This window comes from Bradyrhizobium sp. CCBAU 51753 (assembly GCF_015291565.1).
Taxonomy (GTDB): Bacteria; Pseudomonadota; Alphaproteobacteria; order Rhizobiales; family Xanthobacteraceae; genus Bradyrhizobium; species Bradyrhizobium ivorense.
This window is the reverse complement of sequence record NZ_CP030037.1, coordinates 4,063,673-4,090,409: the sequence shown is the minus strand read 5'-3', so window position 1 is coordinate 4,090,409 and position 26,737 is coordinate 4,063,673. Positions and strand designations below refer to the sequence as shown.

Genomic DNA, 26,737 nt, shown 5'->3' with positions numbered 1-26,737 from the left:
TCTTCTGTTCGAATTCAGACGCGGGCCTTGTGCGCTCATTCCTTCACGGCGCCGGTCATCGCCGAGACATAATGCTCAACGAAGAAGGCGTAAAGAATAACCAGCGGCAGCGAGCCGCATAGCGCCCCTGCCATCAGCGAACCCCAGCGATAGATGTCGCCGTCAACGAATTCGTTGACGATGGCGACCGGCACCGTCTTGTTCGGGGTCGATTGCAGGAACGTCAGCGCGTAGATGAACTCATTCCAGCACAGCGTGAAGCAGAAGATGAAGGCCGAGATCAGGCCGGGAACGGCGAGCGGCAGCACGATCTTGATCAGGATCTGCCAGCGGCTGGCGCCGTCGATCAGCGCGCATTCTTCGAGCTCGAACGGGATGGTCTTGAAATAGCCCATCAAGAGCCAGGTCGAGAACGGGATCAGGATGGTCGGATAGGTCAGGATCAGCGCCAAGGGCGAATCGAACAGGCCGTACTGGAACACGACGGTCGCCAGCGGGATGAACAGGATCGACGGCGGCACGAGGTACGCCAGGAAGATCAGGCCGCCGACCAGATTGGCGCCCTTGTAGCGCAGCCGCACGATCGCATAAGCCGCGAGCACGCTGGCGATGATCGACAGCACGGTGGCGCCGATCGCCACATACATCGTGTTCCAAAGCCAGTGCGGATAGTAGCTCTCGAACAAGAGCTTGTGGATGTGCTTGAAGGTCGGACTCCAGGTCCAGAACGGATTGAATCTTTCGAGATCGAGCAGCTGCTCGTCCGGTTTGATCGCGGTCAGCGCCATCCAGTAGAACGGGAACAGCAGGATCACGACGATGATCGACAGCGGCAGATAGAGCGTCACGATCCGCCGCGGCACCGACTGCAGGTAGCTCATGCCCTCGCTGTTGTCGACGCGGGCCGACGTCGACAGGATGGACTTGAGGTCGACCTTCTGTGCAGGAAGATCAGTCATTGCTTTCTCCCTGCTGCCACTTGCGGCGCTGCAGACCGAACCAGGACACCATGATCGCGGCGAGCAGGAACGGGATCATCGCGCTCGAGATCGCGGCGCCCTCGCCCAATTGTCCGGCGATGATCGCGCGCTGATAAGACAGCGTCGCCATCAAATGGGTGGCGTTGACCGGGCCGCCGCGGGTCATCGCCCAGATCAGCTGGAAGTCGGTGAAGGTAAACAGCACCGAGAAGGTCATCACCACGGCGATGATCGGCGTCAGCAACGGATAGGTGATGTAGCGGAACATCTGCCAGCGCGTCGCGCCGTCGAGCGTCGCCGCCTCATAGAGCGACGGCTGCACGGTCTGCAGGCCGGCCAGCAGCGTGATCGCGACGAACGGCACGCCGCGCCAGATGTTGGCAAAGATCACGCAGATCCGGGCCCAGGTGGTGTCGCCCAGGAAGTTGATGTTCTGGGTGATCAGGCCGAGATGCTTCAGCGACCACGAGATGATCGAGAACTGGGAATCGAAGATCCACCAGAACGCCAGCGCCGACAGCACGGTCGGCACGATGAACGGGATCAGCACCGCGGCGCGCAGCAGCGCCTTGAACGGCATGCGCTCGTTGAGCAGCAGCGCCAGATAGAGCCCGATCGCGAATTTCACCGCGCTGGCGATGAAGGTGTAGATCAGCGTGTTGAACACCGACAGCCAGAAGATGGCGTCGTCCCACAGCCATTCATAGTTCTCGCTGCCGACGAAGTGGCCGACCCGGCCGATCCTGGTGTCGGTGAACGACAGCCAGATCCCGAGCCCCAGCGGATAGGCCAGGAAGAAGATCAGGAACGCCATCGCCGGCAGCATGAACCAGAAGCCGAGCCAGTTCCTGTTGTGGCGCAGCTGCTCCCAGGCGGTCGCTTCGCGGATTTCGGTCTTCGCGCGGCGCGGCGCAAGGGCGATGTCAGCCATAGGCGATGTCCCTATTGCTCATGTGATGAGCATGACTACGCAAGAGTCCAATGATGGCATTCCAATGATCAGGCGCGGGCAGCGGCATGCCGCCCGCGCCGATCACATCAGCGATAGATGCGCTTCAGCTGCCGCTCGGCCTCAGCCATCGCGGCCTTGCCGTCCTTGGCGCCGGTGCAGTAGTTCGCGAACATGTCGACCACGATGAAGTCGGCGATCGCGGTCGCCGCCTTCTCGCCGGGCGTGCCGATGCCGGAGGCCGGCAGCGCGCGCTTTGAGGCCTGGCCGAACACGGCATTGTTCGGATCGGCGGTCCAGACCGGCGCCGAGTCGTAGGCGTTCAGCGTCTGGGTCAGATAGCCCCGCGCGCCGGACAGCCACTTCTCGAAGTTTTCCTTCTCCAGCATGAAGGCGATGAACGCCTTTGCCGCATTCGGATATTTGCAGAAGTTGAAGGCCAGGATTGGCACCGCGAGCTGCAGTTCGGTCGGCTTGCCGATCGGCCCGACCGGCCACAGCGCGTGGCCGATGTCCTCGGCGAGCTCCTTCTTGCTCGGATCGTCCTTGGCGGCGACATAGATCGAGATGCCGTTCGAGGTCAGGAACAGTTCGCCGGACAGGAAGGCCTTGTTGTTGGAGGAGTCGTTCCAGGACGCGACGCCCGGAATGAAGGTCTCCGACAGCTGCTTGGCGTAGTCCAGCGCCTTCATCGTCTCCGGCGAGTTGATGATGACCTTGTCGTCCTTGTCGACGGTCCAGGCGTTGTGGCCCCAGAGAATGTTGTGCACCCAGGCATTGGCGTCGCCGGTGGCGTGACCGAGCGCGAACCCGGCCGGCGTGTTGTTCTTCTTGAGCGCCTTGCAGAGCTCGAGATAGGCCGGGAAGTCCGACGGCACCTGCTTGAAGCCGGCCTTCTCCACCGCCGACTTGCGGTAGGTCAGATAGCCGCCGACGGTGGCGACGGGGATGCCCAGCCAGTCATTGCCCTGCTTGCAGGTCTTGGCCGCGGCCTCAGTCCAGCCGCCATACTTGTTGCCGAGATAGTCGGCAACGTCGTTCAGCTTGAGAACCTTGGTCGGGAACAGCTGCGGCAGCGTGTGCAGGCCCCAGGCGAGGTCGAGGCCCGAGCCGGTGTTGGCGGCAACGGACGCCTTCGGCTGCACGTCCTCGAAGGACTCGCTGAACACGTTCATCTCGGTGCCGGTCGCCGTCTTGAACGCCGCGACCATCGCATTGAAAGCGTCGTCTTCCGCCGGCACGAAGCGCTTCCAGCGCATCACGGTGAGCTTGGCGCCGGGCTCGGCCTTCCAGGGCGCGCTCTGCGCCCAGGCCTTGGCGAAATCGAGCAGCGCCGGCCCGGTAAGCATGCCGGTTGCAGCCAGCGCAGTGCCGCCCTGAAGCAGCGAGCGGCGAGTCAAATCGTGCATCGTCCTTCCTCCTATGAATGATTTTTATTATTGTTGAGCCCGGCTTGTTGGTCAGCCGTTGCAGCCGTCAATCCATCAGCTGTTAAGTCGCTTCCCCGTCGAGTCGTCGAAAAGATGAACCAGCGACGGATCCGGCTTCAGCCGAACCTTGTCGCCGGGGTTGAACAGATGCCGCTCGCGGAACACGGCGACGACCTGCTCGCCGCCGAGCTTGGCGAACACCTGGGTCTCCGAGCCGGTCGGCTCGACCACGACGATCTCCGCCTCCGCGCCGTCATCGGCAATGGTGAAATGTTCGGGACGCACGCCATAGACCGCGGGCTTGCCGTCGGAATTGGCCGGCGCCGATGCCAGCGGCAGCTTGACGCCGTTCGGTCCCTCGAAGAACGCGGAGCCGTTAACCTTGACCTGACCCTTCAGGAAATTCATCGCCGGTGAGCCGATGAAGCCGGCGACGAACTGGTTCTCCGGCTTGTCGTAGAGTTCGAGCGGCGAGCCCATCTGCTCGACGATGCCGTCATGCATCACCACGATCTTGTCGGCCATGGTCATGGCCTCGATCTGGTCGTGGGTCACGTAGACGGTGGTGGTGCGCAGCCGCTGATGCAGTTCCTTGATCTCGGTGCGCATCGCAACGCGCAGCTTGGCGTCGAGGTTGGAGAGCGGCTCGTCGAACAGGAACACCTGGGGATCGCGTACGATGGCGCGGCCCATCGCGACGCGCTGGCGCTGGCCGCCGGAGAGCTGCCGCGGATAACGGTCGAGCAGCGGGGTCAGCGCCAGGATTTCCGCGGCGCGCTTGACGCCGGTCGAGATTTCCTCGGCCTTGGCGCCGCGCAGCTTCAGCGAGAAGCCCATATTGTCGGCAACCGTCATGTGCGGATAGAGCGCGTAGTTCTGGAACACCATCGCAATGTCGCGCTCTTTGGGCTGGACATTGTTGACGACGCGGTCGCCGATCGAGATCGTGCCCGAGGTGATGTTCTCCAGCCCTGCCAGCATCCGCAGCAAGGTCGACTTGCCGCAGCCGGAGGGACCGACCAGGACGACGAACTCGCCATCCTCGATCGGGATCGTCACGCCGTGCAGGACTTCAAAATTGCCGAACGATTTCCGCACGTCGCGAATCTGGACCGACGACATCCACTTCCCTCCCTCGAGTTCCCGGCGGCATACGACTGATGCCGCAACCGCTCTGTTTTGTTCCGGCCGCGCTGGGCACGCGGCGCTGTTGGACTGCTGTTATTGTCCGCAGTTTATTCGGTTTTGGCAATCGTTCGATTAGCAACCGTTTGGTAGCGCTGTCAATAATTCTTTGTCCGCCGCGGCGCCTGTGATATGAGCGGCAAATGGCCCGAAAGCGCATCACGCCAGGCAAGATCAGGCTCACCGAAGTTGCAAAACTCGCCGGCGTCAGCCCCATCACCGCCTCGCGCTTCTTCAGGAATCCCGAGGCGCTCTCGGTCGGCAAGCGCGCGCGGGTCGAAAGTGCGGCAAAGGAGCTCGGCTACGTCCCCAACCTCGCCGCGCGGGCGCTCGCCTCGCAGCGTACCGAGGTGATCGGTGTCCTGATCCCGTCGCTGACCAACAACGTGTTCGCAGACGTGCTGCGCGGCATCTATGACGCACTCGACGGCAGCCGCTACAGCATCCAGCTGGCCAACACCCGCTACAGCATCTTGCTGGAAGAGCGCCTGCTGCGGCTGTTTCTGGCACAGAAGCCGGCCGGACTGATCGTCACCGGCATCAATCAGACGCCGGATTCCCGCAGCATCATGGAGACGGTCGATTGCCCGATCGTCCAGATCATGGAGATCGGCCCCTCGCCGGTCGACATGATGATCGGATTCTCGCATTTCGACGCGGCAAAAGCCGCCATTTCGCACCTGCTCGCGCAGGGCTACCGGCGGATCGGCTTCCTCGGCGCGCGGATGGACCCGCGGGTGCAACGGCGGCTCGACGGCTATCGCTTCGCCATGACCGAGGCCGGGCTGTTCGATCTGCGGCTGATTGTCACGACGGCGATCCCCACCTCGGTGACGCTGGGCGGCACGTTGTTCGCCGACCTGCTTGCCAAGGCGCCCGACATCGACGCCGTATTCTGCGTCAATGACGACCTCGCGCTCGGTGCGCTGTTCGAATGCAAGCGGCGGCACATGGCAGTCCCGGAGCAGATGGCGATCGTCGGCTTCAACGACCTCGAATTCATGGCGTCGAGCGAGCCGACGCTGAGCAGCGTACGCACCAACCGCTACGAAATGGGCAGGAACGCTGCCATGATGGTGCTGGAGACGCTGGACGGACGCCGTCCGACCGAGCCGGTGGTCGATCTCGGCTTCAGTGTCATGGAACGGCAAAGCTCGACCCGGCGCAACTGACATCAAGGCGACAAAAGCCCGTCACATCTGAACGAAAATGACAAAATGATAGCGCAACCAAAACTGTTCAACTAAGGTCCAATTCAGCCGGCGAGACACCTGTGCGTGATCGAGCGGGTTTGTAATGCGCGGCGATTTGCGCAAGGTAGAGACAACGTGGAAATCAGAGCCCTTGAACGGGCCCAAGCAAGTTTGCATTGCGGGAGAAACCAATGACAGAACCCCACACCAACGGGCACAGCGCCGGCAAGACCAACGGCAAGGGCCAGGGAACAGGAAAGGGCCGCAGGCTCCGCTCCCAGGAATGGTTCGACAACCCGCACAATCCCGGCATGACCGCGCTCTATCTTGAGCGCTATCTCAATTACGGCCTGACCCGGGAGGAACTGCAGTCGGGCAAGCCGATCATCGGCATCGCGCAGACCGGCAACGACCTGTCGCCCTGCAATCGCCATCACCTCGAGCTCGCGCACCGGGTTCGCGAAGGCATCCGCGCCGCCGGCGGCATTGCGATGGAATTCCCCACGCATCCGATCCAGGAAACCGGCAAGCGCCCGACCGCGGCGCTTGACCGCAACCTCGCCTATCTCGGCCTGGTCGAGATCCTGTTCGGCTATCCGCTCGACGGCGTGGTGCTGACCACCGGCTGCGACAAGACCACGCCGGCCTGCATGATGGCCGCCGCGACCGTCAACCTGCCGGCGATCGTGCTGTCGGGCGGGCCGATGCTGAACGGCTGGCATGAAGGCCAGCGCACCGGCTCCGGCACCGTGGTGTGGAAGGCGCGCGAGCGGCTCGCCGCCGGCGAGATCGACTATGAGCAGTTCATCGAGATCGTCGCCTCTTCGGCGCCGTCGGTCGGCCATTGCAACACGATGGGCACCGCCTCGACCATGAACTCGCTGGCGGAGGCGCTCGGCTTCTCGCTGCCAGGCTGCGCGGCGATCCCGGCGCCCTATCGCGAGCGCGGTCAGATCGCCTACGAGACCGGCAAGCGCATCGTCGACATGGTCTGGGAAGATTTGAAGCCGTCGGACTTCCTGACCCGCCAGGCGTTCGAGAACTGCATCGTGGTCAATTCCGCGATCGGCGGCTCGACCAATGCGCCGATCCACATCAACGCGCTGGCGCGCCATGTCGGCGTCGAACTGTCGATCGACGACTGGCAGAAATACGGCCACGACGTGCCGCTCTTGGTAAACATGCAGCCGGCCGGCTTCTATCTCGGCGAGGAATATCACCGCGCCGGCGGCGTGCCCTCGGTGGTGCGCGAACTGATCAAGCACAAGCGCATCCATGAAGGCGCGCTGACCGTCAACGGCCGCACCATGGGCGAGAACTGCAAGGAAGCGCCGCCGCCCGACGGCGAGGTGATCTGGAGCTACGACAAGCCGCTGGTGAAGGATGCCGGCTTCATCGTGCTGCGCGGCAATCTGTTCGATTCCGCGATCATGAAGACCAGCGTGATCTCCAAGGAATTCCGCGACCGCTACCTCTCCAACCCGAACGACCTCAACGCCTTCGAGGGCCGCGCCATCGTGTTCGAGGGTCCGGAGGATTATCACAACAGGATCGAGGATCCGGCGCTCGGCATCGACGAGCACTGCATCCTGTTCATCCGCGGCACCGGCCCGGTCGGCTATCCCGGCGGCGCCGAGGTCGTGAACATGCAGCCGCCGGCGGCACTGATCAAACGCGGCATCCTGTCCCTGCCCTGCATCGGCGACGGCAGGCAGTCCGGCACCTCGGGCTCGCCGTCGATCCTCAACGCCTCGCCGGAAGCCGCCGCCGATGGCGGGCTCGCGATTCTCAGGAGCGGCGACAAGGTGCGCATCGACCTCAACAAGGGCAGCGCCAACATCATGATCTCGGAGGACGAGCTGCGCACCCGCCGCGCCGAGCTGAAGGCCAAGGGCGGCTTCCCGCATCCGGCGAACCAGACGCCGTGGCAGGAGCTTTACCGCCAGACCGTCGGCCAGCACGCGACCGGCGCCTGTCTCGAACTCGCCACGCGCTACCACGACATCGCCGGCAAGGTCGGCGTTGCCCGGGATAATCACTAGCACCGTACCCATCCCCGTCATTCCGGGATGGTGCGCCAGCACCAGACCCGGAATCTCGAGATTCCGGGTTCGCGCTGTGCGCGCCCCGGAATGACCGACAAGAGAAGGAAGCAACGCATGTCAGACCGCCTAAAGGGCAAACGTGCCGTCGTCACCGCAGCTGCAGCGGGCATCGGGCGCGCCTGCGCCATCGCATTCGCGCGCGAGGGCGCCACTGTGATCGCCACCGACATCAATGAAAGTGGCATCGCCAGCCTCAACAAGGAAGGCATTGCGGAGACGGCGCGGCTCGACGTTCGCAACACCGCCGACGTCAACGCCTTTGCCCAGCGCGTCGGCAAGATCGACATCCTGCTCAACGCGGCGGGCTTCGTGCACCACGGCACCATTTTGGAGTGCTCGGAGGAAGACTGGGATTTCTCGTTCGATCTCAACGTCAAGTCGATGCACCGGACCATCAAGGCGTTCCTGCCGGCGATGCTGGCCGGCGGCGGCGGCAGCATCGTCAACATCTCGTCCTGCGCGGCGCTGCGGCCGCCGGCCAACCGGTATGCCTACAGCGCGTCGAAGGCTGCGGTGTCGCTGCTCACGCGCGCGGTCGCGCTCGACTTCATCACCCAGGGCATCCGCTGCAACGCGATCTGCCCCGGCACCGTGGAAACACCGTCGATGCTCGAGCGCGCGGCCGCCGCCGGTCCCGACGGACGCGAGAAATTCGTTGCCCGCCAGAAGATGGGCCGGCTCGGCACTGCAGAAGAGATCGCGGCGATGGCGGTCTATCTCGCGAGCGACGAAGCCGCGTTCACCACCGGCGTCGACATGGTCGTCGACGGCGGCTTCATGCTCTGATCTTTAAACCTCTCCCCGCCCTTTGCGGGGAGAGGTCGGAAGCGCAGCTTCCGGGTGAGGGGCGAGGCACAATACCTCCGCAGGCGCATGCGGAGACAACCCCTCACCCCAACCCTCTCCCCGCATCCGCCTTCGCCCAAAGGCGGGCTTCGGCGGACAAGAGAGCGGGGCGAGGGAGCAGAACGTCCGTGCGGCGGCACCGAGGGAACGTCAAAGGATAACACCAATGAACAAGATCGATCTCAACGGCCGCTGCGCCGTCGTCACCGGAGGCGCGCAAGGCTTTGGCCGCGCCATCACCGAGCGCTTCGTCGCTTCCGGCGCCAGGGTCGCGATCTGGGACTTCGACCAGCCGCTGGCGGCGAAAACAGCGCAGGCCATCGGCGAGAACGTGATCGCGATCAAGACCGACGTCACCGATCCCGCCACCGTCGACGCTGCCCGCGACCAGACGCTGCGCGAGTTCGGCAAGATCGACATCCTGGTCAACAATGCCGGCATCACCGGCGCCAACAAGCCGGTGTGGGAAACCGAGCTCGAGGACTGGCGCAGGGTGATGCGCATCAACCTCGAGGGGCCCTTCATCTGCTGCAAGGCGATCGTGCCGGTAATGATCGGCCAGAAATACGGCCGCATCGTCAACATCGCCTCGATCGCCGGCAAGGAAGGCAATCCGAACGCCGCGCACTACTCGTCGTCGAAGGCCGGCCTGATCGCGCTGACCAAGTCGCTCGGCAAGGAGCTCGCGCAGCACGACATCCTGGTCAACGCGGTGACGCCGGCCGCCGCGAAGACCGCGATCTTCGACCAGATGACGCAGGCACATATCGACTTCATGCTGTCGAAGATTCCAAAGGGCCGCTTCGTGCTGGTCGAGGAGCTGGCATCGATGGTGGCCTGGCTGGCGTCGCAGGACTGCGCCTTCTCCACCGGCGCGGTGTTCGACATCTCCGGCGGCCGCGCGACGTACTAGAGCCGGCTGACTTTGGTTGCAGCGGCATGGCCGCGAACTCGTTTCGCCTCTCCCGCTTGCGGGGGAGGCCGACGCGCTCGGCAGCGCGCTTGCGCGCCAGAGCGCGGCGGGTGGGGGCTCTCTCCACGATAGGATTCGCTGTGATACCCCCACCCCAGCCCTCCCCCGCAAGCGGGAGAGGGAGCACACCGGCTTTGCGGCCGCCAATTCAATCTAATCTCGTCACGCTCTAACGCCCCCGCCTGTCCGGCTGGCGCAACGCCATCACCAGATGATCGGCCAGCAGCGACGCAGCGCGCGTCAGGTTGGGCGCGCGATGCAGGCGGATCTCGGCGCGCGGCAGCCGCGGCATGCCGTCGCGCGCGGTCAGACGCCGCAGCGCCGGCGGGAACGTGCCTGACTTGACCACGGTCACCGCGAGCCCCTGCGCCGCGATCGCCTCGACCGCGGACAGGCTGTGGCTGACGAAGGCCAGCCGCCACGGCCGCTTCGCCTCGTCGAGCGCCTGCATCGCCCAGCTCCGGAACAGGCAGCCCTGCGGATAAAGCGCGACCGGCAGCGGATCGATCTGCTCGACGCGATGCTCCGTGCTCGCCGCCCACACCGCCTGCTCGGTGCGCAACAGTTCGCCCTCGCCGCGCCCTTCCGGATGCATGGCGATGACGAGGTCGTAGGCCTCGCCGAGCCGGTCGGTCATCGTCGACGTCAGCCCGGTCTCCATCTCGACATGGACCAGCGGATAGTTGGCGACAAAGCTCGCCAGCAGCGGCGGCACGATCAATGTCCCGTAATCGTCCATCACGCCGAGGCGAACCCGTCCGTCCATGCCATGGGCGCGCACCCGCCCGACCGCCTCCTCATTGAGGCTGAGGATGCGCCGGGCATAGCCGATCAACCCCTCACCGGCGGCGCTGAGATCGACATTGGTTGTGCTGCGGTGAAACAGCTCGGCCTGCAGCCGCTCCTCGAGCCGCTTCACCTGCATGCTGATCGCCGATTGCGTGCGGTTCAACGCCGCCGCGGCGCGGGTGAAGGAGCGATGGTCCGCTACCGCGACGAAGGCGCGCAGCAGGTCGGGGTCGAGGACAGGCGCATTCATAATGAACCGTGATCTTGTCTATCAAGGATATTCCATTCCTTGATTATCCCCCGCTCCCTAGATTGCGCAAGCGAAACAAGGGGAACGGGATGGGCGAGATCTGGGGAGTAGCGGCGGCGGTGCTGTCGAGTGCACTCGGCGGCACCTCGATCGGGGCGACGCGGTTTCTGGTCGGCGCCATCGATCCGCTGGCGATCGGCTCGTTCCGGTTCGGCATCGGCGTCGTGCTGCTGCTGCCGCTGGCCTTGCTGCAGCCTCGCGCCTGGCCGCCGCGCCGCGACTGGCCAGCCGTCGCCGGCCTCGGCCTGTTGTTCTTTGCGGCGTTTCCGATCCTGTTCAATGCGTCGCTGATCTTCACCACGGCGGCGCGCGGGGCGCTGGCGCTGTCGACACTGCCGCTGCTGACGATGCTCGTCGGCGCCGCGCTCGGCGTCGAGCCGCTGACGGCGCGCAAGACCACCGGCGTGCTGGTCACGATTTTCGGCGTCGCGATGGCCCTGCTCTCCGGCCTCGCCGCGGCGCCGCCGGGCGCCTGGCGCGGCGACCTGCTGATGGTGGCAGCCGCGCTGTGCATGGCGCTCTACAGCATCTGGTCGAAGCCCTACATCCGCCGCTCCGGGCCGATCCCGTTCACCACACTGGCGATGGCGGCCGGCGGCGCGGTGCTCATCATCGGCTCGCTGCTGCGCGGCAGCTTTGCGCCGGTCGCGGATTTCGGTGCGCCGCAATGGTTCGGCGCGATCTATCTCGGCGCCTTCGGCGCGGCGCTGACCTTCTACCTCTGGGCGTTCGCGCTGGAGCGGACCACGCCGACGCGGGTGGCGATCTCGGTCACCGTCAATCCGATCGCGGCAGCGCTGGTCGGCGCCGCCCTGCTCGGCGAGCCGCTGCGCTGGAATCTGATGGCCGGAATCGTCACCGTCTTCGCCGGCATCTGGATCGCCACCACCCGGCCGCGCCCGACGCTGGATTGGCAAAGACCTTAGCAATTCGTGCTAGCCTGACGTTCCGATCCGGAATGATCCCAATCCGGGACGAACCAGGGGCGGCACGCATTGAACATCTCACTTTATGACGTCTCGGTCTGGGTGCTGCCGGTCATCATCGCCATCACCTTTCACGAGGCCGCACACGGCTTTGTCGCGCACCGGCTCGGCGACAACACAGCCTGGCAGCTCGGCCGCGTCAGCTTCAACCCGTTCAAGCACATCGACCCGTTCGGGACGATCATTCTGCCCGGCGTGCTGCTGCTTGCGCATTCGCCGTTCCTGTTCGGCTACGCCAAACCGGTGCCGGTGAATTTTCGCAACCTCAAGCATCCCCGGCTCGACATGGTGTGGGTCGCGCTGGCCGGCCCGGCGACCAACATCATCCTGGCGACCGCGGCAGCGCTGGCATTCCACGCGCTGCCATTCGTGCCGGCCAATGCCGCGCAATGGACCCTCGACAATCTGAAAAACGCGTTCCTGATCAACATCGTGCTCGCGATCTTCAACATGATGCCGATCCCGCCGCTGGACGGCGGCCGGGTCGCGGTCGGGCTTTTGCCGCGGCCGCTGGCCTATCCGCTGTCCCGGCTGGAGCCTTACGGGCTCCTGATCCTGATCGGGCTGTTGATACTGCTGCCGATGCTCGGCGCCCAGCTCGGCCTAAATCTTGATGTTATTTCCACGATACTGCGGACACTGACCGGCTATGTGATCCAGGCCCTTCTCGTCATCACCGGAAACACATAGGCTGGGAGTGGGAACGCTTGAGGCCATGGTGATCAAAGCTGCAGATATGCTGATTGCGCGCCGCGCCGATACCCGCGCGCGGGCCGATTTTGCCACCTGGAAGATGATGGCCAAGCTGAACGGCGCCTCCGCCTTGCCTCCCGAGGCGCAGAACTTCCTCGCCAGCTACAAGAAGCTGCTGGAACAAATGGGCGACGCCGACGCCAGCGAGGCGACCATCCAGCTGATGTACCGCAGCTACTACGCCGAGATGGGCGGCGCCGGCAAAGCGCCGGAAGTTCCCGCCCGCTCGCGCGAGCCGGTCGCCGCCGACAGCGGCAACGTCACCGCGTTCCGCCGCCTCCCCGCCAAGCCGAAGGCCGGCACGTCCGACCCGAACGCCAAGCGTCCGCTCCCGGTGATGCTGATCTTCGCCTGCCTCGTCGTGGTCTACGTCGCGATCCGCTACTACTGGAAGTAGCCGCTTCTCCAATCGAAATCTGCACTCGTTCAACCCGTCATCCTGAGGTGCGAGCCTCTTCGGCGAGCCTCGAAGGATGCACGGCCACCAGCCGGGCCGTCGACCCTTCGAGGGCCGCTGAAGAAGCGGCCACCTCAGGGTGACGGGTCAGATAGCGTCGCCACCATCAAGCGCCCGCGTCCCGGAATATACGACCTTCGGACCGCCGCCCGCGCCCGCCTAGGCGGCATCGCCGTTGCCGGGCATACTGCGGGCCTCAAAAAACAAAATCATACTGGAGGAGACATGAAGCGTTCTATCGCAGCCGTTGTCGTGACCACGAGCCTGGCGCTCGCAGGCGGCGCGCTGGCGCAGACCATGGACAAGACGGTCCGGGTCGGCAGCCTCGGCGACCAGTCCGGGCTTTACCAGGACATCGGCGGCCCCGGCTCGACGGTCGCAGCGCAGATGGCGATCGAGGATTCCGGGCTGCTCAAGAAGGGCTGGAAGATCGACGTCATCGCGGCCGATCACCAGAACAAGCCCGACGTCGGCGTCAACATCGGCAAGCAATGGATCGACGTCGAGAAGGTCGACGTGTTCGTCGATCTCGCAAGCTCCGGCGTTGGGCTTGCGATCGCCAACCTCGCCAAGGAGAAGAACGTCGTCAATCTGAACTCCGGCTCGGCCTCCTCCGACCTCACCGGCGCGCAGTGCTCGCCGAACACCGTGCACTGGGTCTACGACACCTACATGCTCGCCAACGGCACCGGCAAGGCGCTGGTGAAATCCGGCGGCGACACCTGGTTCTTCCTCACCGCGGACTATGCGTTCGGCCAGGCGCTGGAGCGCGACACCGCAGCGGTCGTCACCGCGAACGGCGGCAAGGTGCTCGGCAGCGTCAAGCATCCGCTCAACAACGCCGACTTCTCCTCCTTCCTGCTGCAGGCGCAGAGCTCGAAGGCCAAGATCGTCGGGCTCGCCAATGCCGGCGGCGACACCACCAACGCGATCAAGCAGGCCGCCGAATTCGGCATCGTCGCGGGCGGCCAGAAGCTCGCGGGCATGCTGATGTTCCTGACCGACGTCAACGCGCTCGGGCTCAACGTCGCGCAGGGCCTCAACTTCACCGAGACGTTCTACTGGGACCTGAACGACGAGACCCGCGCCTTCTCGAAGCGCTTCATGGAGCGGTTCAAGAAGAACCCGCCGACCATGGTGCAGGCCGGCGTCTATTCGTCGCTGATCCACTACTTCAAGGCGCTGGAGGCGCTCGGCGGCAATCCGCATGACGGTCGTGCCGTGGTCGCCAAGATGAAGGAGCTGCCGACCGACGATCCCCTGTTCGGCAAGGGCTCGATCCGCGTCGACGGCCGCAAGATTCATCCGGCCTATCTGTTCGAGGTGAAGAAGCCGTCTGAATCGAAATATCCGTGGGACTATTACCGGCTAGTCGCCACCATTCCGGCCGACGAAGCCTTCCTGCCGCTGGAGAAGAGCGTCTGCCCGCTGGTGAAGAAGAGCTGAGTACCTCGCGTAGGGCGGATTAGCGAAAGCGTAATCCGCCGCTCGTCGCAAAAGAATGGCGGGTTACGCTGCCGCTAACCCGCCCTACGCAACGACCGATCCCTCGCTCGCGCTACTTCTTCGACTTGTTGAAGTTGACGTCGAGGCTGAAGGAGAACTGATCTTCGGTCAGATCGGCCGGAGGCGCCGGGACCGGATCGGAGCGGTGCACCATCGAGATCGCCGCGTCGTCGTACAGCGCATCGCCGGACGATTCCATCACGGCGACCGACAGCACCTTGCCGACGCGGTTGAGCACCAGGGCGATCTTCACCTTGGCCGACTTGGCCTTGTTGCTGGTCTCCGGGAATTTCTTGTGCATGTCGAGATAGGCGCTGATCTTCTTGCCCCATTTCGCCGTCAGCGCCAGCTTGTCCTTGCCGATGCCGGGATTGGGCGCCTTGGTGGTCTCGGACTGACGCGTTGCCTCGTCCAGCTTGGTCGGCGCACGCTGCTCGGAAGCCTGCTGGGCTTCCTGGGCATTGGTCTCGACCTTGGCGACCTTGGCCTCCTCCTCCTTCTCCTTCTTGTTGTTGTCCTCGGTGACGATGCGATCGGGGTCCTCGACCTCCTGCGGCTGGGCCTGCGGAAGGTCGGTGTCCTTCACCTCCGCCTTCTGCTGCGTCATCTCCTGCACCGCCTGTTGCTCGGCGGACTCCACCGGCGCGGGCGGTGCCACATTCTCGTCCATGGTCGCGGTCGCCAATTCGACCGCGTATTCCGCGCCGGCGGCGCCGAGCCCTTCGTCGCCGTCGTCACCGCGCAAATTCGCCAGCGCCAGCGCCGCGCCACCGAGATGCAGCCCGACCGCAACCACGGCCGCCATGATCCAGAGCGACTTTGACGTGCGCAGATCGAGTGCGGGATCAGACATCGCCGTCCGCCCTCAAGGCTTGGCCGGTTCGGCCGGCGCCGCGGGTGCGCCGGGAACGCCCTCGAGCGTCACCAGCTTCACCTTGGTGTAGCCGCCTGCGCGCAGCAGCTCCATCACGCCCATCAGCTCGCCATAGGGCACGACGCGATCGGCGCGCAGGAAAAGGTACTTGTCGCGACCCATGTCCGGCATCGCATCGAGCGAATTGATCAGGTCGGTACGCTTCACCGCGTTCTCGCCGATCGCCAAGGTCAGATCCGGCTTGATGCTGAGATAGGTCGGCTTGTCCGGCTTCTTCTGCGGCGTCGAGCTGGAGGTTGGCAGATCGATCGGCAGGTCGACGGTCGAGAGCGGCGCCGCCACCATGAAGATGATCAAGAGCACCAGCATCACGTCGATGAACGGCGTGACGTTGATCTCGTGCGACTCCGCAAAGTCGTCGTCGCCATCGTTCTCGGAGATCGAGACCGCCATCGCCTACTCCGCCGCTGCGGCGCGTGCGCCGTGCGGAACGCTGCCGGGCACGCTTCCATGGGTCCGGTCGAGATCGCGCGACAACAGCCGTCCCGCGGCGCCCGAGGCGCGGCCGACCAGCTCGAGATAGCCCTTCGTCACGCGCGAGAAGTGGTTGTAGATGATCACGGCGGGGATCGCCGCGACGAGGCCGATCGCGGTGGCGAGCAGCGCTTCGGCGATGCCGGGCGCGACCACGGCAAGGTTCGTGGTCTGCGACTTCGAGATGCCGATGAAGCTGTTCATGATGCCCCAGACCGTGCCGAACAGGCCGACGAAGGGCGAAGTTGCGCCGATCGTCGCAAGCAGACCCATGCCGACGCGGATGCGGCGCGCCTCGGCGCGCGCGATTTCGGCGAAGCTCGAGGCCGCACGTTCCTTGATGCCGCTGTCGCTGGAGATCCCGGCCGACAGCCGGCCCTCGCGCATCGCGGCGGCGATGAACGACGACAGCACGCTGCCCTTGGCGCCTAGCGCGAACTGCGCTTCGGCGAGCGAACGGGATTCACCGATCTTGGCCAGCGCGCGGCGCAGCTTGCCCTGCACCACGGTCAGCTCGATCATCTTCGCGATGAACACGGTCCAGGTGACCAGCGAGGCGAAGGCGAGGCCAATCATCACCGCCTTCACGATGATGTCGGCGTTCAGGAACATATTCCACGGCGACAATTCGCGCAGGCCGGTGCTGCTCGACTTCAGCAGCTTGCCTTCGCCTCCCGCAGGCGCGGCCTGTGCATCGAGCGCGGTCGGCGTCGGCGCGGCAGCCGCCGCGGCAGGCGCTTGCGGCGCTGCAGCAGCCGGCGGGGCCGGCGGCTGCGACTGGGCCGGTGCCGTCTGCGACCGAGGTTGCGCCGCAGGCGCCGCCGGCTGCTGTGCCGATGACGGCACGGCGAGCGTGAGGATCGCCAGCGAGGCGATCATGGCGAATGCAGCGCGGAGCATGGATGTCTTCATTACTTACACTTCAGCCCAGTGACGGATCAGGTTGTGATAGATGCCGGTCAATTTGACCGTTTCGGGGTCATCGCGCCCCAGCCGTTCCACCAGGGCCTGGATCGCGGTATCGAGATCAAAGATCAGGCTGCGCGCGTGTGCATCCCGTACCATGCTCTGGAGCCAGAAAAAAGACGCAACCCGGGTCCCCCGGGTGACCGGCGTCACCAGATGCAAACTGGAAGCAGGATAAACCACGAGATCGCCCGCCGACAGCTTGATTTCATGGGATCCGTAGCGGTCCTCGATGACGAGCTCGCCGCCGTCATAGTCCTCCGGCTCCGATAAAAACAGCGTGACCGAGAGGTCGGTGCGGATCCGCAGGCCGGTCAGGCGGTCGCCGCGCACCGCATTGTCGACATGCAGGCCGAAATGGTGCCCGTCGCTGGCGGCATAGCGGTTGAACAAGGGTGGAAAGATTCTAAGCGGGATCGCCGCCGAGATGAAGCGCGGGCTCGCCGACAGCGCCGACAGGACACGGTTGCCGAGCTGCCTGGCGACCTCGCTGTCGGGCGGCAGCTGCTCGTTGCGCTTGACCAGCGCGGAGGCGGCGCCTGCGGTCGAGCGGCCGTCCTCCCAATCGCTGGCATCCAGGATGCGGCGGAAGTCCGCCACATCCTGCTTGCTCAACACATTGGGAACACAGACCAGCATCGCGCCGCTTCAGCCTCAGTAACGCGCAGAAATGACCAGATACGCAGCGCGTCCCGGCGCCTCCAGCACGAAGGGAGCCGCGCTCTGGTACAGCGCGTCGTAGTAGCGCTTGTCGAAGATGTTGTTGACGAACAGTTTGACCGTCCAGTTCTTGTCGATCTTGGCCTCGGCAAAGGCGTCGAAGCGCCAATAGCTCGGGATCGAGGTGCCCTGGTTGGCCGCCAGGAACGTGCCGCCGTAGATCTTCGAGCGATAGACCGCCTGGCCGCCCAGCTCCCAGGTGTCGTTCAACTGGTATTTGCTGAGCATGCTGAACGATTGGTGGGCGATATTAGCGAGCGGCAGCCCGACATTCGAGCCAAACAGGATCGTGTTCGCCGGCGGAATATTCGATTTGGTCACCTCCGACTGCATCAGCACGAGACCGCCGAACACGCTCCACTTGTCGGTGATCTTGCCGCCGACGCCGAGGTCGATGCCGCGGATGCGATAGGCGGCGCCGGCGCTGATGCAGGAGACGGTCCCGGTCGTGCCAGCCGGATAAGGACAGGCGGCAGTCTGGGTCGCCGCGGTGACGTTCATGGATTCACGCGCGTTCTCCTTCTCGGTCTGGAACAGCGCGGCCGTCAGCAACAGGTGCCGGTCGAACAGCTCCCATTTGGTGCCGAGTTCGATCGCCTTGTTCTTCTCCGGGCCGAAGATCTGGCTTGGATTGCCGTTGAGGACCGGCGCGAGGCCGCCATACTGAACGCTGGTGCCGTCAAATTCCGCGCCGACCGGGTTGGATGACGTGGCATAGGCGGCATAGACGCTGCCGTTCGGCAACGGCTTGAGCGTCAGGCCGAGGTTGAAGTTCGGCATGCCGTAGTCTTGCTGCTGCTGACCGAAGACGTTGGCGACACCGTTGACCGTGCCGTAGCCACTGGTCTTGATGTTATAGTCGTCGTAGCGGACACCGCCGTTGAGGATCACGAGATCGTTGTAGTTCGCAGTATCCAGGACATAAACACTCTTGGTGTCGATGGTGAGCTTGGTCGGCAGTCCTGACAGGCCAGCGGGTATGCCGAAGGGCAAATTCGTGAATTGCGGGCTGAATACGCTGACGCCAGTCAGCGATCCGTTGCCGCTGAAGCCGCCGGGCAGCGCTTCCGAGCTCAGGCCGAGATACTTGTCGATCGAGGACCTTTCGTTGTCATACTCGAACCCGGCAAGCGCCGTGTGCTTGAAGCCAACGCCGTCGTTGAACTTGTAGGTCGCCTCGGTCTGATTGGCGAACACGTCGGTGACCTGGAAACGGCTCTGCGGATTGGCACTCAGCGTCGAGGCCGAGAGCGGATTCTTGATGACCGGCGCTTCCGGCAGCGTGCCGATGTAGTTCTGGGTGGAGCGCGATTCCCGCGTCTTGTTGCTGATCATCAGGTCCGGGGTGATCTGCACCTCGGCGTTGATGGTGCCGATGTCCTGCCCGGTCCTGTAGAAGTCGCGGTTGACGAAGCCGTAGAAATTGTGGCGGTTGACGCCGAAATCCGTGAACGGGCCGCCGGCCGTGCTCGCGGTGCTCGGCCGATAATACGGCACGCCGAAATCCGGGATGCCGGTCAGCTCGGTGTGGATGTAGTTGCCGGTGATCTTGACCGCGTCGATCGGCTTCCATGTCCCGGCGACGAAGGCGCCGTTGCGGTCGTCGGTGACGTAGCTCCGGCCGGCGACGTTGGCGTCCTGGAACAGGCCGCCGGCGCGCACCGCCAGCGTCGGCGAGATCACCTGGTTGACGTCGAGCACCACCCGCTTGGTCTGGTCGGTGCCGAACGTGGTGTCCATGTTGTAGAAGCTCTTCTCCGTCGTCGCCTGCTTGGTGACGATGTTGATCGCGCCGCCGGTGGTGCCGCGGCCGGCAAACGAGGAGCCCGGACCGCGCAGGATCTCGACCTGCTCGGTGAAGAAGTTCTCGCGGACGCTGACGCCGGCGTCGCGCACGCCGTCGATGACGACGTCGTTGCGCGCGTCGAAGCCGCGGATGAAGAAGCGGTCGCCGAAGGCATTGCCGCCCTCGCCGGTGCCGAGCGTCACGCCGGCCGTCGACAGGATCGCCTGCTTCAGCGTGGTGGCGTTCTTGTCCTCCAGCACTTGCTTCGTCAGCACGGTGACCGACTTCGGCGTGTTCAGGATCGGCTCCGGAAACTTTCCGGATGCCTGCACACGATCACCCTTGTACGGCGCCGCCGGGTCGGCATAGGGATCGCGATCGGGCGGCAGGCCGCCGGCATTGGGAAACGCGACCGGTGCAGCCTGCGTCGGCTGGGCGCGACGCGCGGCACGTAGCGCGGTGCGGGCGCGAACATGGTCCGCCGACGGTTTTGACGCGGCTGGGCGCGGGCGCGCCACCGGGGCATCGACCGTCACCGGCGGCAGGTTGGACTGCTGCGCCTCGGCCCCCGAGAACGACGCCACCGCAATCAGGCCCGCGACCGCAGAAACCTTCTTGCCCGAGTAGTTTGTATCGTCAGCCGAGCCGGCCGCTGCCTCAAAGCGCAGCGATCTCGGCGCCCTCACATTGCCCATTCCGAACGCCCCCAAGAAATCCCGAGAAATCGAGTCCGCCCGCAACATCCGGAAATCGGGTGCGACGAACTGTCTCCCTCGGTTATCGAGCGTGAATTTTTCGGTCAATGCGATCGCGGCAACAGCGCGCTTGAATCGCCCCAATTCAAAGCGATTCTAATGTTCGATCTAAAACGGTTCTAAATACCAGAGCGTTTTCCAGCGAAGTGGACACCGGTTCACGTCAAGAAAACGCGTCAAAGCAAAAATCTAGAGCTCCGTCCGATTCCATCGGAACGGAGCTCTAGTTTTTAAGCGTTCTAATAATCGTTCTAAATTGGCGCGAGCCGTGCTCCGATCGATAACGGCACAGACGCCGAGTCACTCGGCGCTCGGCGGCTTCATCAGCGAAAACAATTCGTCGACGGTCCGCTGCGCGACCTGGCGGACGCGTTCGGTGTTATCCATGCCCGCGATGTTGACGCCGTTGACCACGGCTTTGATCTCGTCGCGGAAGTCGGTGAGGAAGCGCAGCGGGTCGCGCTGCTCGTTGGCGACACGCGCGATCAATCCGGTGATCAATATCTGGCACGCCATCATGCGCCCGTTCAACTCGTCCATCGCAGCCCTTCCCGTCTCAGATCGGCGATGCGCGATATGAACGACATCGCGCGGCGTTTCAACCATGCCGCGTCGACCGATGACGATGGACGGATTTCAGGTTGCGCAACGCGCGCTATTTCGCGGCGATGCTCTCCGGTCCATCCCCGAGCGCCTTGATGCGATCCTTGACCTCGCGCAGCGTGGCAAGTCCGCTCTCGACATGTTTGGCCGAGACGTCGCGCAGCACGTCGCTCGCGATCGCGTCACGCAGACTGTCGAGATCGTCGACGAGTTGGCGTCCGCCCCTCGTCAAGAACAGGCGGTTGGTGCGGCGGTCCCGCGGGTCAGGACGCCGTTCGAGCAGACCATGCTCGACCAGACGATCGAGCAGCCGCACCAGCGAGATTGGCTGCAGCTCCAGCACGTCAGCGAGATCGACCTGCGACAGCCCCTCCTGCTCGCGCAGCCGGAACAGCACGATCCACTGCGCGCGGGTGGTGCCACGCGCCTTGGCGCGGTGGTCGATATAGTTGCGCAGCAGCCGCGAGCTCTCGACGAGCTGGGCAATGAACTGGCGTTTGAGATCGAGCGACATGAGGGTTCTCGGAAGCGTTCCCGGGGCGAACTATTGCTGTTCGTTTCTGACCCTAAACCTTTCCAAATGTTTAGGATTCTCAAGTTGTAGTGTGTTTACACATTAAGTGCACGCATATTATATCCGCAAGCTCTGGGAACCGTTTCAATCACCCTTTATTGTTCGTCGAACCCAAGAGCCCGTATGTCCAAGTCACGTACCATCGGTTGGGTCCTGCTGATCGCTGCGATCGGTGCAGCGGGCTACTTTGGCTGGCAAAAATACGAGGGAAACAGGCAGGCCGCGGAGGCCGCCCAGAAGCGTGCGGCCCAGCGCCCGCCGGTCCCGGTCAAGATCGCCCCGGTCGAGAAGGCGGATTTCCCGGTCTATCTGACCGGTCTCGGTACCGTGCAGGCGTTCAACACCGTCCAGGTCCGCACCCGGGTCGATGGCCAGATCGTCAAGATCGCCTTCAAGGAAGGCCAGTTCGTCAAGGCCGGCGACACCCTGGTCGAGATCGACCCGCGGCCGTATCAAGCGGTGCTTGACCAGGCCAAGGCCAAGAAGGCGCAGGACGAGGCCAATCTCGCCAACGCCAATCTCGACCTTGGGCGCTACACCAAGCTCGGCGAGTTCGCCACCCGCCAGCAGCTCGACACCCAGCGTTCCACGGTGGCCCAGCTCACCGCCCAGATCGCGTCCGACGAGGCCGCGATCTTCAACGCACAGACCCAGGTCGACTACACCACCGTGAAGTCGCCGATCGACGGCATTGTCGGGCTGCGGCTGGTCGATATCGGCAACATCGTCAACGCCTCGGGCGCCACCGGCATTGTCACGATCACCCAGATCGAACCGATCACGGTGATCTTCACTGCGCCGGAAGACCAATTACCTGATATCAAGGCGGCTCTTGCGGTGGCGCCGCCGAAGACCATCGCGCTGACCACCGACGGCAAGAAGGCGCTGTCCACCGGCACGCTGGCGCTGATCAACAACCAGGTCGACACCACGAGCGGGACTGTCCGGCTCAAGGCGGTGTTTGACAACAAGGACCATGCGCTGTGGCCGGGCCAGTCGGTCTCGACCCGGCTGCTGGTCAGGACGTTGAAGGACGCCACCGTGGTTCCCGATGACGCCGTGCAGCACGGCGCCAATGGCCTCTACGCCTATTCAGTCAACCAGGAGAACAAGGCCGAGCTGCGCAATATCAAGGTCACGCAGTCGATCGACGGCAGATCGGTGATCGACGAGGGCCTCACGCCGGGACAGCAGGTAATCACCGCGGGCCAATACAAGGTCTCGCCGGGAACCCTGGTGACGACGGCGGTGGCGAGCTCGGACCAATCCAAAGATGAGCCCAAGGCGAAAGTGACGCAGGAATGAGCGACGGAATTTCCGCACCATTCATTCGCTACCCGATCGGCACCTCGCTGCTGATGGCCGGCATCCTGTTTGTCGGCCTCGTCGCCTATCCGCTGTTGCCGGTGGCGCCGCTGCCGCAGGTCGACTTCCCGACCATCCAGATCACCGCGACGCTGCCGGGCGGCAGCCCGGAGACCATGGCGACCTCGGTCGCCCAGCCGCTGGAGCGCCAGTTCGCGCAGATCCCCGGCATCGCGCAGATGACCTCGACGAGCTATCTCGGCACCGCGTCGGTCACCATCCAGTTCGACCTCAACCGCTCGATCGACGGCGCCGCCAACGACGTGCAGGCCGCCATCAACGCCGCCAGCGGCCAGCTGCCGAAGAACCTGCCCTCGCCGCCGACCTATCGCAAGGTGAACCCGGCGGATTCGCCGATCATGCTGCTGTCGGCCACCTCGGACACGCTGCCGCTCACCACGGTCAGCGACTCCGTCGACGCCCAGCTCGCGCAGCAGATCAGCCAGATTTCCGGTGTCGCGCAGGTCATCATCGGCGGTCAGCAGAAGCCGTCGGTTCGGGTCCAGATCGATCCGGCCAAGCTGGTGGCGAAAGGCCTATCGCTGGAAGACGTCCGCGCCGCGATCAACATCGCGACCGTCGACAGCCCGAAGGGCAATATCGACGGCCCGACCCGCGCCTACACCATCTATGCCAACGACCAGCTGCTGACGGCGGATCCCTGGAACGACGTCATCATCGCCTATCGCAACGGCGGCCCCTTGCGGATCCGCGACATCGGCCAGGCCGTCACCGGGCCCGAGGACGCCAAGCAGGCCGCCTGGGCCAACGGCAAGCGCGGCGTGTTCCTCGTCATCTTCAAGCAGCCCGGCGCCAACGTCATCGACACCGTCGACAAGATCAAGGCGACGCTGCCGCGGCTGGTCGCGGCGATACCGCCGGCGGTCAAGATCGATGTCATCAGCGACCGCACCACCACGATCCGCGCCGCGGTGGAAGACGTCCAGTTCACCCTGCTGCTGACCATCTTCCTGGTCGTGATGGTGATCTTTGCCTTCCTGCGCAGCTTCTGGGCGACCGTGATCCCCGCCGTAACGGTGCCGCTGGCGTTGCTCGGCGCCTGCGCATTGATGTGGATCTTCGGCTACACCCTCGACAATCTGTCGCTGATGGCGCTGACGATCGCGGTCGGCTTCGTGGTCGACGACGCCATCGTGATGCTGGAGAACATCAGCCGCTACATCGAGCAGGGCGAGAAGCCGATGGCCGCCGCCTTCAAGGGCTCGAGCGAAATCGGCTTCACCATCGTCTCGATCAGCATCTCGCTGGTCGCGGTGCTGATCCCGCTGCTGCTGATGGGTGGCATCATCGGCCGCCTGTTCCGCGAGTTTGCGGTGGTGCTGGCGATGACGATCTTCGTGTCGATGTTCGTGTCGCTGACCTTGACCCCGATGATGGCCTCGCGGTTCCTGCGCGCCCACAACGAGGAGCGGCATGGCCGCCTGTACCAGCTCAGCGAGCGGGCTTTCGACGCGATGCTGCGCGGCTACGAGATCGTCCTCGATCACGCGCTCGCCTGGAAGCGCACCACGCTCGTGATCTTCTTCGCGACGCTGGCGCTGTCGGTCTACCTGTTCGTCATCATCCCGAAGGGCTTCTTCCCGCAGCAGGACGTCGGCCTGATCACCGCGACCTCGGAAGCCAACCAGGACATCTCGTTCGCCGACATGAAGGGCAAGCAGGAAGAGCTCAGCAAGATCGTGATGGCCGATCCCGCGGTCGCGACGGTCGCGATGGCGATCGGCGGCAGCGGCCGTGCCGGCAACAACGGCACCATGTTCATCACGCTGAAGGCGCTGAAGGACCGCGACGCCAATGCGCAGCAGGTGATCGGCCGGCTGCGGCCGAAGCTGGAAAAGGTGCTGGGCGCCCGGCTGTTCATGCAGGCGGCGCAGGACGTCCGTCTCGGTGGCCGCCCGACCCGCACCCAGTTCGAGTTCACGCTGCAGGATGCCAACCTTGCCGAGCTGAACGAGTGGGCGCCGAAGATCCTCGGTAAGATGCAGACGCTGCCGCAATTGCGCGACGTCGCCACCGACCAGCAGACCAACGGCACCACGCTCGAACTGAAGATCAACCGCGACACCGCCTCGCGCTACGGCATCCAGCCGCAGCTGATCGACGACACGCTCTATGACGCGTTCGGCCAGCGTCAGGTGACGCAGTACTTCACCCAGCTCAACAGCTATCACGTCATCCTCGAGGTGCTGCCGGAGCTGCAGGGCTCGGTCGACACCCTGAACAATCTCTACGTCAAGTCGCCGCTGACCGGCGAACAGGTGCCGCTGTCGACCTTCGCGAAGTGGACCACCGCGCCGGTGCGTCCGCTCTCGATCAGCCACCAGGGCCAGTTCCCGGCGATCACCATCTCGTTCAACCTGGCGCAGGGCACAGCGCTCGGCCAGGCGACCGAAGCGGTGCAGAAGGCGATGGTCGAGCTCGGCGCGCCGCCGACCCTGAGCTCGAGCTTCCAGGGCACCGCGCAGGCGTTCCAGCAGTCGCTGTCGACCGTGCCGCTCTTGATCCTCGCCGCGCTGGTGGTGGTCTACCTGATCCTCGGCATTCTCTACGAGAGCTACATCCACCCGATCACGATTCTGTCGACGCTGCCCTCGGCCGGCGTCGGCGCGCTGGCGATCCTGATGGCGGCCGGCTTCGACTTCTCGCTGATCGCGCTGATCGGCATCATCCTCCTGATCGGCATCGTGAAGAAGAACGGCATCATGATGGTCGACTTCGCGATCGCCGCCGAGCGCGACAATCACATGGAGCCGGAGGCCGCGATCCGTCAGGCCGCCCTGCTCCGCTTCCGCCCCATTATGATGACGACGATGGCCGCGCTGCTCGGCGGCGTACCGCTGATGCTTGGAACCGGCACCGGCTCGGAGATCCGCCAGCCGCTCGGCTACGCCATGGTCGGCGGCCTGATCGTCAGCCAGGCGCTGACGCTGTTCACGACGCCGGTGGTCTATCTCTATCTCGACCGGCTCTCCAACGCGTTCGCCAATTGGGGCCGCTCGCCGCGCGCCGAGGGCGACGACGACGGCGAGCATGGATCGGTCAAGGAAGCCGCCGAGTGACTTGACTTTGCGCCCGCCGCGGCACATCCGAAGGCTGTTCAGTTCGGAGCCGGTGCCGTGAAAATTGTCGCAAAGTCGCTCGTCGTCCTGTTGACCGCGCTCGGCGTGGCCGGCGCTGGCCACGCCCAGGCTCCGAAGGCCAAGAACGCACCGGCCGCCGCGCCTGCACCTGCGCAGCCCACGGCGCCCCAGCAGGCCGACGCGCCGCCCGGCAGCAACACCGGCTGGGTCGCTCGCTGCACCAGCGCGAGCCGCGACGCGCCGCTCGAATGCGCCATGGAGCAGACCGCGGTTCTCACCAAGACCGGCCAGCTCATCGTGCTGGTCAATATCCGCGTCGCCGCCGACACCCGCACCCCGGTCGCGCTGATCCAGCTGCCGCTCGGACTGAACCTGCCGGTCGGCGCCAAGCTACAGGTCGACGAGGGCAAGGCCGTCGACGTCGCGATCCAGACCTGCGAGCAGCGCGGTTGCTACATCAACGCGCCGATCGCCGCCGACGTGCTGGCGCAGCTGAAATCAGGCAAGCAGCTGAAAGTGTCGTTCCAGAATCTGGCGAAGGAAACCATCACCATCCCGATGCCGCTCAACGATTTTGCGACGGTGTACGACAAGATCAAGTAGCCGCGCCGGCGCTAGCCGGCGTGGCGCCGCGTCTCCTCGATCAGGCGCTTGCCGATGCCGTGTCCCTGATACGCCCGATCGACCGCAAGATCCGACAATAGCAGCAAAAGCAGAAATCCGTCAGCGCACGCGAGGCGCCGACGAGCTTGCCCGCTTGGCGCGCGGTGACGACGAGATCGGCATTGGCGATTATCCGCCCGATCCGGTCGGCGTCGGCGATCGGACGCCGCTCGTCAAGGCCGGACTGGCGCAGCACGTCGATGAACTCGTCGACGCCAACTGCGGGGCAAAACGCTGGAAGTCGTTGAACTCTGGCCGATAGGCAACGACTAACGGAATAGAAGGTGAGGAAGGGAGGCGCGCTCTTGCTTGCAAACGGGGATGATACGCCTTT

At 64.5% G+C, this 26,737-nt stretch carries 25 protein-coding genes; 12 read left to right on the top strand and 13 right to left on the bottom strand.

All coding sequences use genetic code 11. The features are described from left to right. Window positions 1-35 precede the first annotated feature (35 nt). The 4 genes from XH93_RS18305 to XH93_RS18290 all read right to left on the bottom strand — a co-directional run bounded on the left by XH93_RS18305 (window position 36) and on the right by XH93_RS18290 (window position 4,481). Window positions 36-959: a carbohydrate ABC transporter permease gene (locus tag XH93_RS18305; protein ID WP_139482887.1), complete on the bottom strand. Its 924-nt coding sequence runs from the start codon at window positions 957-959 to the stop codon at window positions 36-38. Further along, the gene (locus tag XH93_RS18300; protein WP_139861428.1) at window positions 952-1,911 is read right to left on the bottom strand and encodes a carbohydrate ABC transporter permease; all 960 of its coding nucleotides are present in this window, start codon (window positions 1,909-1,911) and stop codon (window positions 952-954) included. Before XH93_RS18300 ends, XH93_RS18305 begins: the two co-directional genes overlap by 8 nt. Window positions 1,912-2,018: 107 nt before the next feature. Beyond that, window positions 2,019-3,338 (bottom strand): ABC transporter substrate-binding protein, encoded by a 1,320-nt coding sequence (locus XH93_RS18295; RefSeq protein WP_139861429.1) that lies wholly within the window; start codon window positions 3,336-3,338, stop codon window positions 2,019-2,021. A 75-nt stretch (window positions 3,339-3,413) separates the two neighbouring features. Continuing rightward, window positions 3,414-4,481, bottom strand: coding sequence for an ABC transporter ATP-binding protein (locus XH93_RS18290; RefSeq protein WP_194474613.1), 1,068 nt, complete (start codon window positions 4,479-4,481; stop codon window positions 3,414-3,416). A 206-nt stretch (window positions 4,482-4,687) separates the two neighbouring features. On the opposite strand from XH93_RS18290, the gene XH93_RS18285 reads away from it, so the two are divergent. From XH93_RS18285 to XH93_RS18270, 4 genes are all read left to right on the top strand, one after another. Next, the gene (locus tag XH93_RS18285) at window positions 4,688-5,716 is read left to right on the top strand and encodes a LacI family DNA-binding transcriptional regulator (RefSeq protein ID WP_139861430.1); all 1,029 of its coding nucleotides are present in this window, start codon (window positions 4,688-4,690) and stop codon (window positions 5,714-5,716) included. Window positions 5,717-5,928: 212 nt separating this feature from the next. After that, window positions 5,929-7,779, top strand: coding sequence for an IlvD/Edd family dehydratase (locus XH93_RS18280; protein WP_194474612.1), 1,851 nt, complete (start codon window positions 5,929-5,931; stop codon window positions 7,777-7,779). A gap of 117 nt (window positions 7,780-7,896) precedes the next feature. Then, window positions 7,897-8,628, top strand: coding sequence for an SDR family oxidoreductase (locus XH93_RS18275; protein ID WP_194474611.1), 732 nt, complete (start codon window positions 7,897-7,899; stop codon window positions 8,626-8,628). Between the two features lie 226 nt (window positions 8,629-8,854). Then, on the top strand, window positions 8,855-9,601 hold the full coding sequence (locus tag XH93_RS18270) for an SDR family NAD(P)-dependent oxidoreductase (protein WP_194474610.1): 747 nt from the start codon (window positions 8,855-8,857) through the stop codon (window positions 9,599-9,601). A 229-nt stretch (window positions 9,602-9,830) separates the two neighbouring features. On the opposite strand, the gene XH93_RS18265 is transcribed toward XH93_RS18270, so the two are convergent. Then, a complete protein-coding gene (locus XH93_RS18265; RefSeq protein WP_194474609.1) occupies window positions 9,831-10,700 on the bottom strand; it encodes a LysR substrate-binding domain-containing protein in 870 nt (289 codons plus the stop codon). Window positions 10,701-10,789: 89 nt separating this feature from the next. Here XH93_RS18265 and XH93_RS18260 point away from each other — a divergent pair, with 89 nt between their 5' ends. From XH93_RS18260 to XH93_RS18245, 4 genes are all read left to right on the top strand, one after another. After that, window positions 10,790-11,686: a DMT family transporter gene (locus XH93_RS18260; protein ID WP_194474608.1), complete on the top strand. Its 897-nt coding sequence runs from the start codon at window positions 10,790-10,792 to the stop codon at window positions 11,684-11,686. A gap of 69 nt (window positions 11,687-11,755) precedes the next feature. After that, window positions 11,756-12,436, top strand: coding sequence for a site-2 protease family protein (locus XH93_RS18255; RefSeq protein WP_194474607.1), 681 nt, complete (start codon window positions 11,756-11,758; stop codon window positions 12,434-12,436). Between the two features lie 46 nt (window positions 12,437-12,482). Next, complete coding sequence (locus XH93_RS18250) at window positions 12,483-12,896, top strand: hypothetical protein (protein ID WP_194475216.1); 414 nt, start codon at window positions 12,483-12,485, stop codon at window positions 12,894-12,896. A 285-nt stretch (window positions 12,897-13,181) separates the two neighbouring features. Next, a complete protein-coding gene (locus tag XH93_RS18245; protein ID WP_194474606.1) occupies window positions 13,182-14,402 on the top strand; it encodes an ABC transporter substrate-binding protein in 1,221 nt (406 codons plus the stop codon). A gap of 112 nt (window positions 14,403-14,514) precedes the next feature. On the opposite strand, the gene XH93_RS18240 is transcribed toward XH93_RS18245, so the two are convergent. The 7 genes from XH93_RS18240 to XH93_RS18210 form a co-directional block, all read right to left on the bottom strand. Continuing rightward, window positions 14,515-15,315 (bottom strand): energy transducer TonB, encoded by an 801-nt coding sequence (locus XH93_RS18240; protein ID WP_194474605.1) that lies wholly within the window; start codon window positions 15,313-15,315, stop codon window positions 14,515-14,517. A 12-nt stretch (window positions 15,316-15,327) separates the two neighbouring features. Beyond that, window positions 15,328-15,789 carry a TonB system transport protein ExbD gene (gene exbD / locus XH93_RS18235; protein WP_194474604.1) on the bottom strand — a complete coding sequence of 154 codons (462 nt, stop codon included), beginning with the start codon at window positions 15,787-15,789 and terminating at the stop codon, window positions 15,328-15,330. A 3-nt stretch (window positions 15,790-15,792) separates the two neighbouring features. Further along, window positions 15,793-16,782: a tonB-system energizer ExbB gene (exbB, locus tag XH93_RS18230; protein ID WP_194474603.1), complete on the bottom strand. Its 990-nt coding sequence runs from the start codon at window positions 16,780-16,782 to the stop codon at window positions 15,793-15,795. Between the two features lie 3 nt (window positions 16,783-16,785). After that, window positions 16,786-17,475, bottom strand: coding sequence for a Fe2+-dependent dioxygenase (locus tag XH93_RS18225; protein WP_139861439.1), 690 nt, complete (start codon window positions 17,473-17,475; stop codon window positions 16,786-16,788). A gap of 15 nt (window positions 17,476-17,490) precedes the next feature. Next, window positions 17,491-20,037 carry a TonB-dependent siderophore receptor gene (locus tag XH93_RS18220; protein ID WP_194474602.1) on the bottom strand — a complete coding sequence of 849 codons (2,547 nt, stop codon included), beginning with the start codon at window positions 20,035-20,037 and terminating at the stop codon, window positions 17,491-17,493. A 360-nt stretch (window positions 20,038-20,397) separates the two neighbouring features. Continuing rightward, entirely contained in the window at window positions 20,398-20,637 is a 240-nt protein-coding gene (locus tag XH93_RS18215; protein ID WP_139482822.1) for a hypothetical protein, read from the bottom strand. 115 nt (window positions 20,638-20,752) lie between these two features. Then, complete coding sequence (locus tag XH93_RS18210) at window positions 20,753-21,214, bottom strand: MarR family winged helix-turn-helix transcriptional regulator (RefSeq protein WP_139482752.1); 462 nt, start codon at window positions 21,212-21,214, stop codon at window positions 20,753-20,755. A gap of 183 nt (window positions 21,215-21,397) precedes the next feature. Here XH93_RS18210 and XH93_RS18205 point away from each other — a divergent pair, with 183 nt between their 5' ends. Genes XH93_RS18205 through XH93_RS18195 form a run of 3 tightly spaced genes read left to right on the top strand, consistent with a single transcriptional unit; the run spans window position 21,398 to window position 26,343 of the window. Then, window positions 21,398-22,579, top strand: a complete 1,182-nt coding sequence (locus XH93_RS18205) for an efflux RND transporter periplasmic adaptor subunit (protein ID WP_194474601.1) — start codon at window positions 21,398-21,400, stop codon at window positions 22,577-22,579. After that, complete coding sequence (locus tag XH93_RS18200) at window positions 22,576-25,719, top strand: multidrug efflux RND transporter permease subunit (protein ID WP_194474600.1); 3,144 nt, start codon at window positions 22,576-22,578, stop codon at window positions 25,717-25,719. Before XH93_RS18205 ends, XH93_RS18200 begins: the two co-directional genes overlap by 4 nt. Before the next feature lie 57 nt (window positions 25,720-25,776). Then, complete coding sequence (locus XH93_RS18195) at window positions 25,777-26,343, top strand: invasion associated locus B family protein (protein WP_194474599.1); 567 nt, start codon at window positions 25,777-25,779, stop codon at window positions 26,341-26,343. An 11-nt stretch (window positions 26,344-26,354) separates the two neighbouring features. On the opposite strand, the gene XH93_RS18190 is transcribed toward XH93_RS18195, so the two are convergent. Continuing rightward, a complete protein-coding gene (locus tag XH93_RS18190; RefSeq protein WP_194474598.1) occupies window positions 26,355-26,450 on the bottom strand; it encodes a GNAT family N-acetyltransferase in 96 nt (31 codons plus the stop codon). 47 nt (window positions 26,451-26,497) lie between these two features. Here XH93_RS18190 and XH93_RS18185 point away from each other — a divergent pair, with 47 nt between their 5' ends. Continuing rightward, the gene (locus XH93_RS18185; RefSeq protein WP_194474597.1) at window positions 26,498-26,665 is read left to right on the top strand and encodes a hypothetical protein; all 168 of its coding nucleotides are present in this window, start codon (window positions 26,498-26,500) and stop codon (window positions 26,663-26,665) included. Window positions 26,666-26,737: the final 72 nt, after the last annotated feature.

Excerpts from the sequence above, each read along its gene's own strand:
- XH93_RS18240 (WP_194474605.1), bottom strand. The coding sequence starts at position 15,315 with ATGTCTGATCCCGCACTCGATCTGCGCACGTCAAAGTCGCTCTGGATC.
- XH93_RS18295 (WP_139861429.1), bottom strand. The coding sequence starts at position 3,338 with ATGCACGATTTGACTCGCCGCTCGCTGCTTCAGGGCGGCACTGCGCTG.
- XH93_RS18200 (WP_194474600.1), top strand. The coding sequence starts at position 22,576 with ATGAGCGACGGAATTTCCGCACCATTCATTCGCTACCCGATCGGCACC.
- XH93_RS18215 (WP_139482822.1), bottom strand. The coding sequence starts at position 20,637 with ATGGACGAGTTGAACGGGCGCATGATGGCGTGCCAGATATTGATCACC.
- XH93_RS18285 (WP_139861430.1), top strand. The coding sequence starts at position 4,688 with ATGGCCCGAAAGCGCATCACGCCAGGCAAGATCAGGCTCACCGAAGTT.
- XH93_RS18220 (WP_194474602.1), bottom strand. The coding sequence starts at position 20,037 with ATGGGCAATGTGAGGGCGCCGAGATCGCTGCGCTTTGAGGCAGCGGCC.
- XH93_RS18210 (WP_139482752.1), bottom strand. The coding sequence starts at position 21,214 with ATGTCGCTCGATCTCAAACGCCAGTTCATTGCCCAGCTCGTCGAGAGC.
- XH93_RS18290 (WP_194474613.1), bottom strand. The coding sequence starts at position 4,481 with ATGTCGTCGGTCCAGATTCGCGACGTGCGGAAATCGTTCGGCAATTTT.
- XH93_RS18260 (WP_194474608.1), top strand. The coding sequence starts at position 10,790 with ATGGGCGAGATCTGGGGAGTAGCGGCGGCGGTGCTGTCGAGTGCACTC.
- XH93_RS18300 (WP_139861428.1), bottom strand. The coding sequence starts at position 1,911 with ATGGCTGACATCGCCCTTGCGCCGCGCCGCGCGAAGACCGAAATCCGC.
- XH93_RS18275 (WP_194474611.1), top strand. The coding sequence starts at position 7,897 with ATGTCAGACCGCCTAAAGGGCAAACGTGCCGTCGTCACCGCAGCTGCA.
- exbD (WP_194474604.1), bottom strand. The coding sequence starts at position 15,789 with ATGGCGGTCTCGATCTCCGAGAACGATGGCGACGACGACTTTGCGGAG.
- XH93_RS18225 (WP_139861439.1), bottom strand. The coding sequence starts at position 17,475 with ATGCTGGTCTGTGTTCCCAATGTGTTGAGCAAGCAGGATGTGGCGGAC.
- XH93_RS18265 (WP_194474609.1), bottom strand. The coding sequence starts at position 10,700 with ATGAATGCGCCTGTCCTCGACCCCGACCTGCTGCGCGCCTTCGTCGCG.
- exbB (WP_194474603.1), bottom strand. The coding sequence starts at position 16,782 with ATGAAGACATCCATGCTCCGCGCTGCATTCGCCATGATCGCCTCGCTG.
- XH93_RS18270 (WP_194474610.1), top strand. The coding sequence starts at position 8,855 with ATGAACAAGATCGATCTCAACGGCCGCTGCGCCGTCGTCACCGGAGGC.
- XH93_RS18280 (WP_194474612.1), top strand. The coding sequence starts at position 5,929 with ATGACAGAACCCCACACCAACGGGCACAGCGCCGGCAAGACCAACGGC.
- XH93_RS18305 (WP_139482887.1), bottom strand. The coding sequence starts at position 959 with ATGACTGATCTTCCTGCACAGAAGGTCGACCTCAAGTCCATCCTGTCG.
- XH93_RS18245 (WP_194474606.1), top strand. The coding sequence starts at position 13,182 with ATGAAGCGTTCTATCGCAGCCGTTGTCGTGACCACGAGCCTGGCGCTC.
- XH93_RS18205 (WP_194474601.1), top strand. The coding sequence starts at position 21,398 with ATGTCCAAGTCACGTACCATCGGTTGGGTCCTGCTGATCGCTGCGATC.
- XH93_RS18250 (WP_194475216.1), top strand. The coding sequence starts at position 12,483 with ATGCTGATTGCGCGCCGCGCCGATACCCGCGCGCGGGCCGATTTTGCC.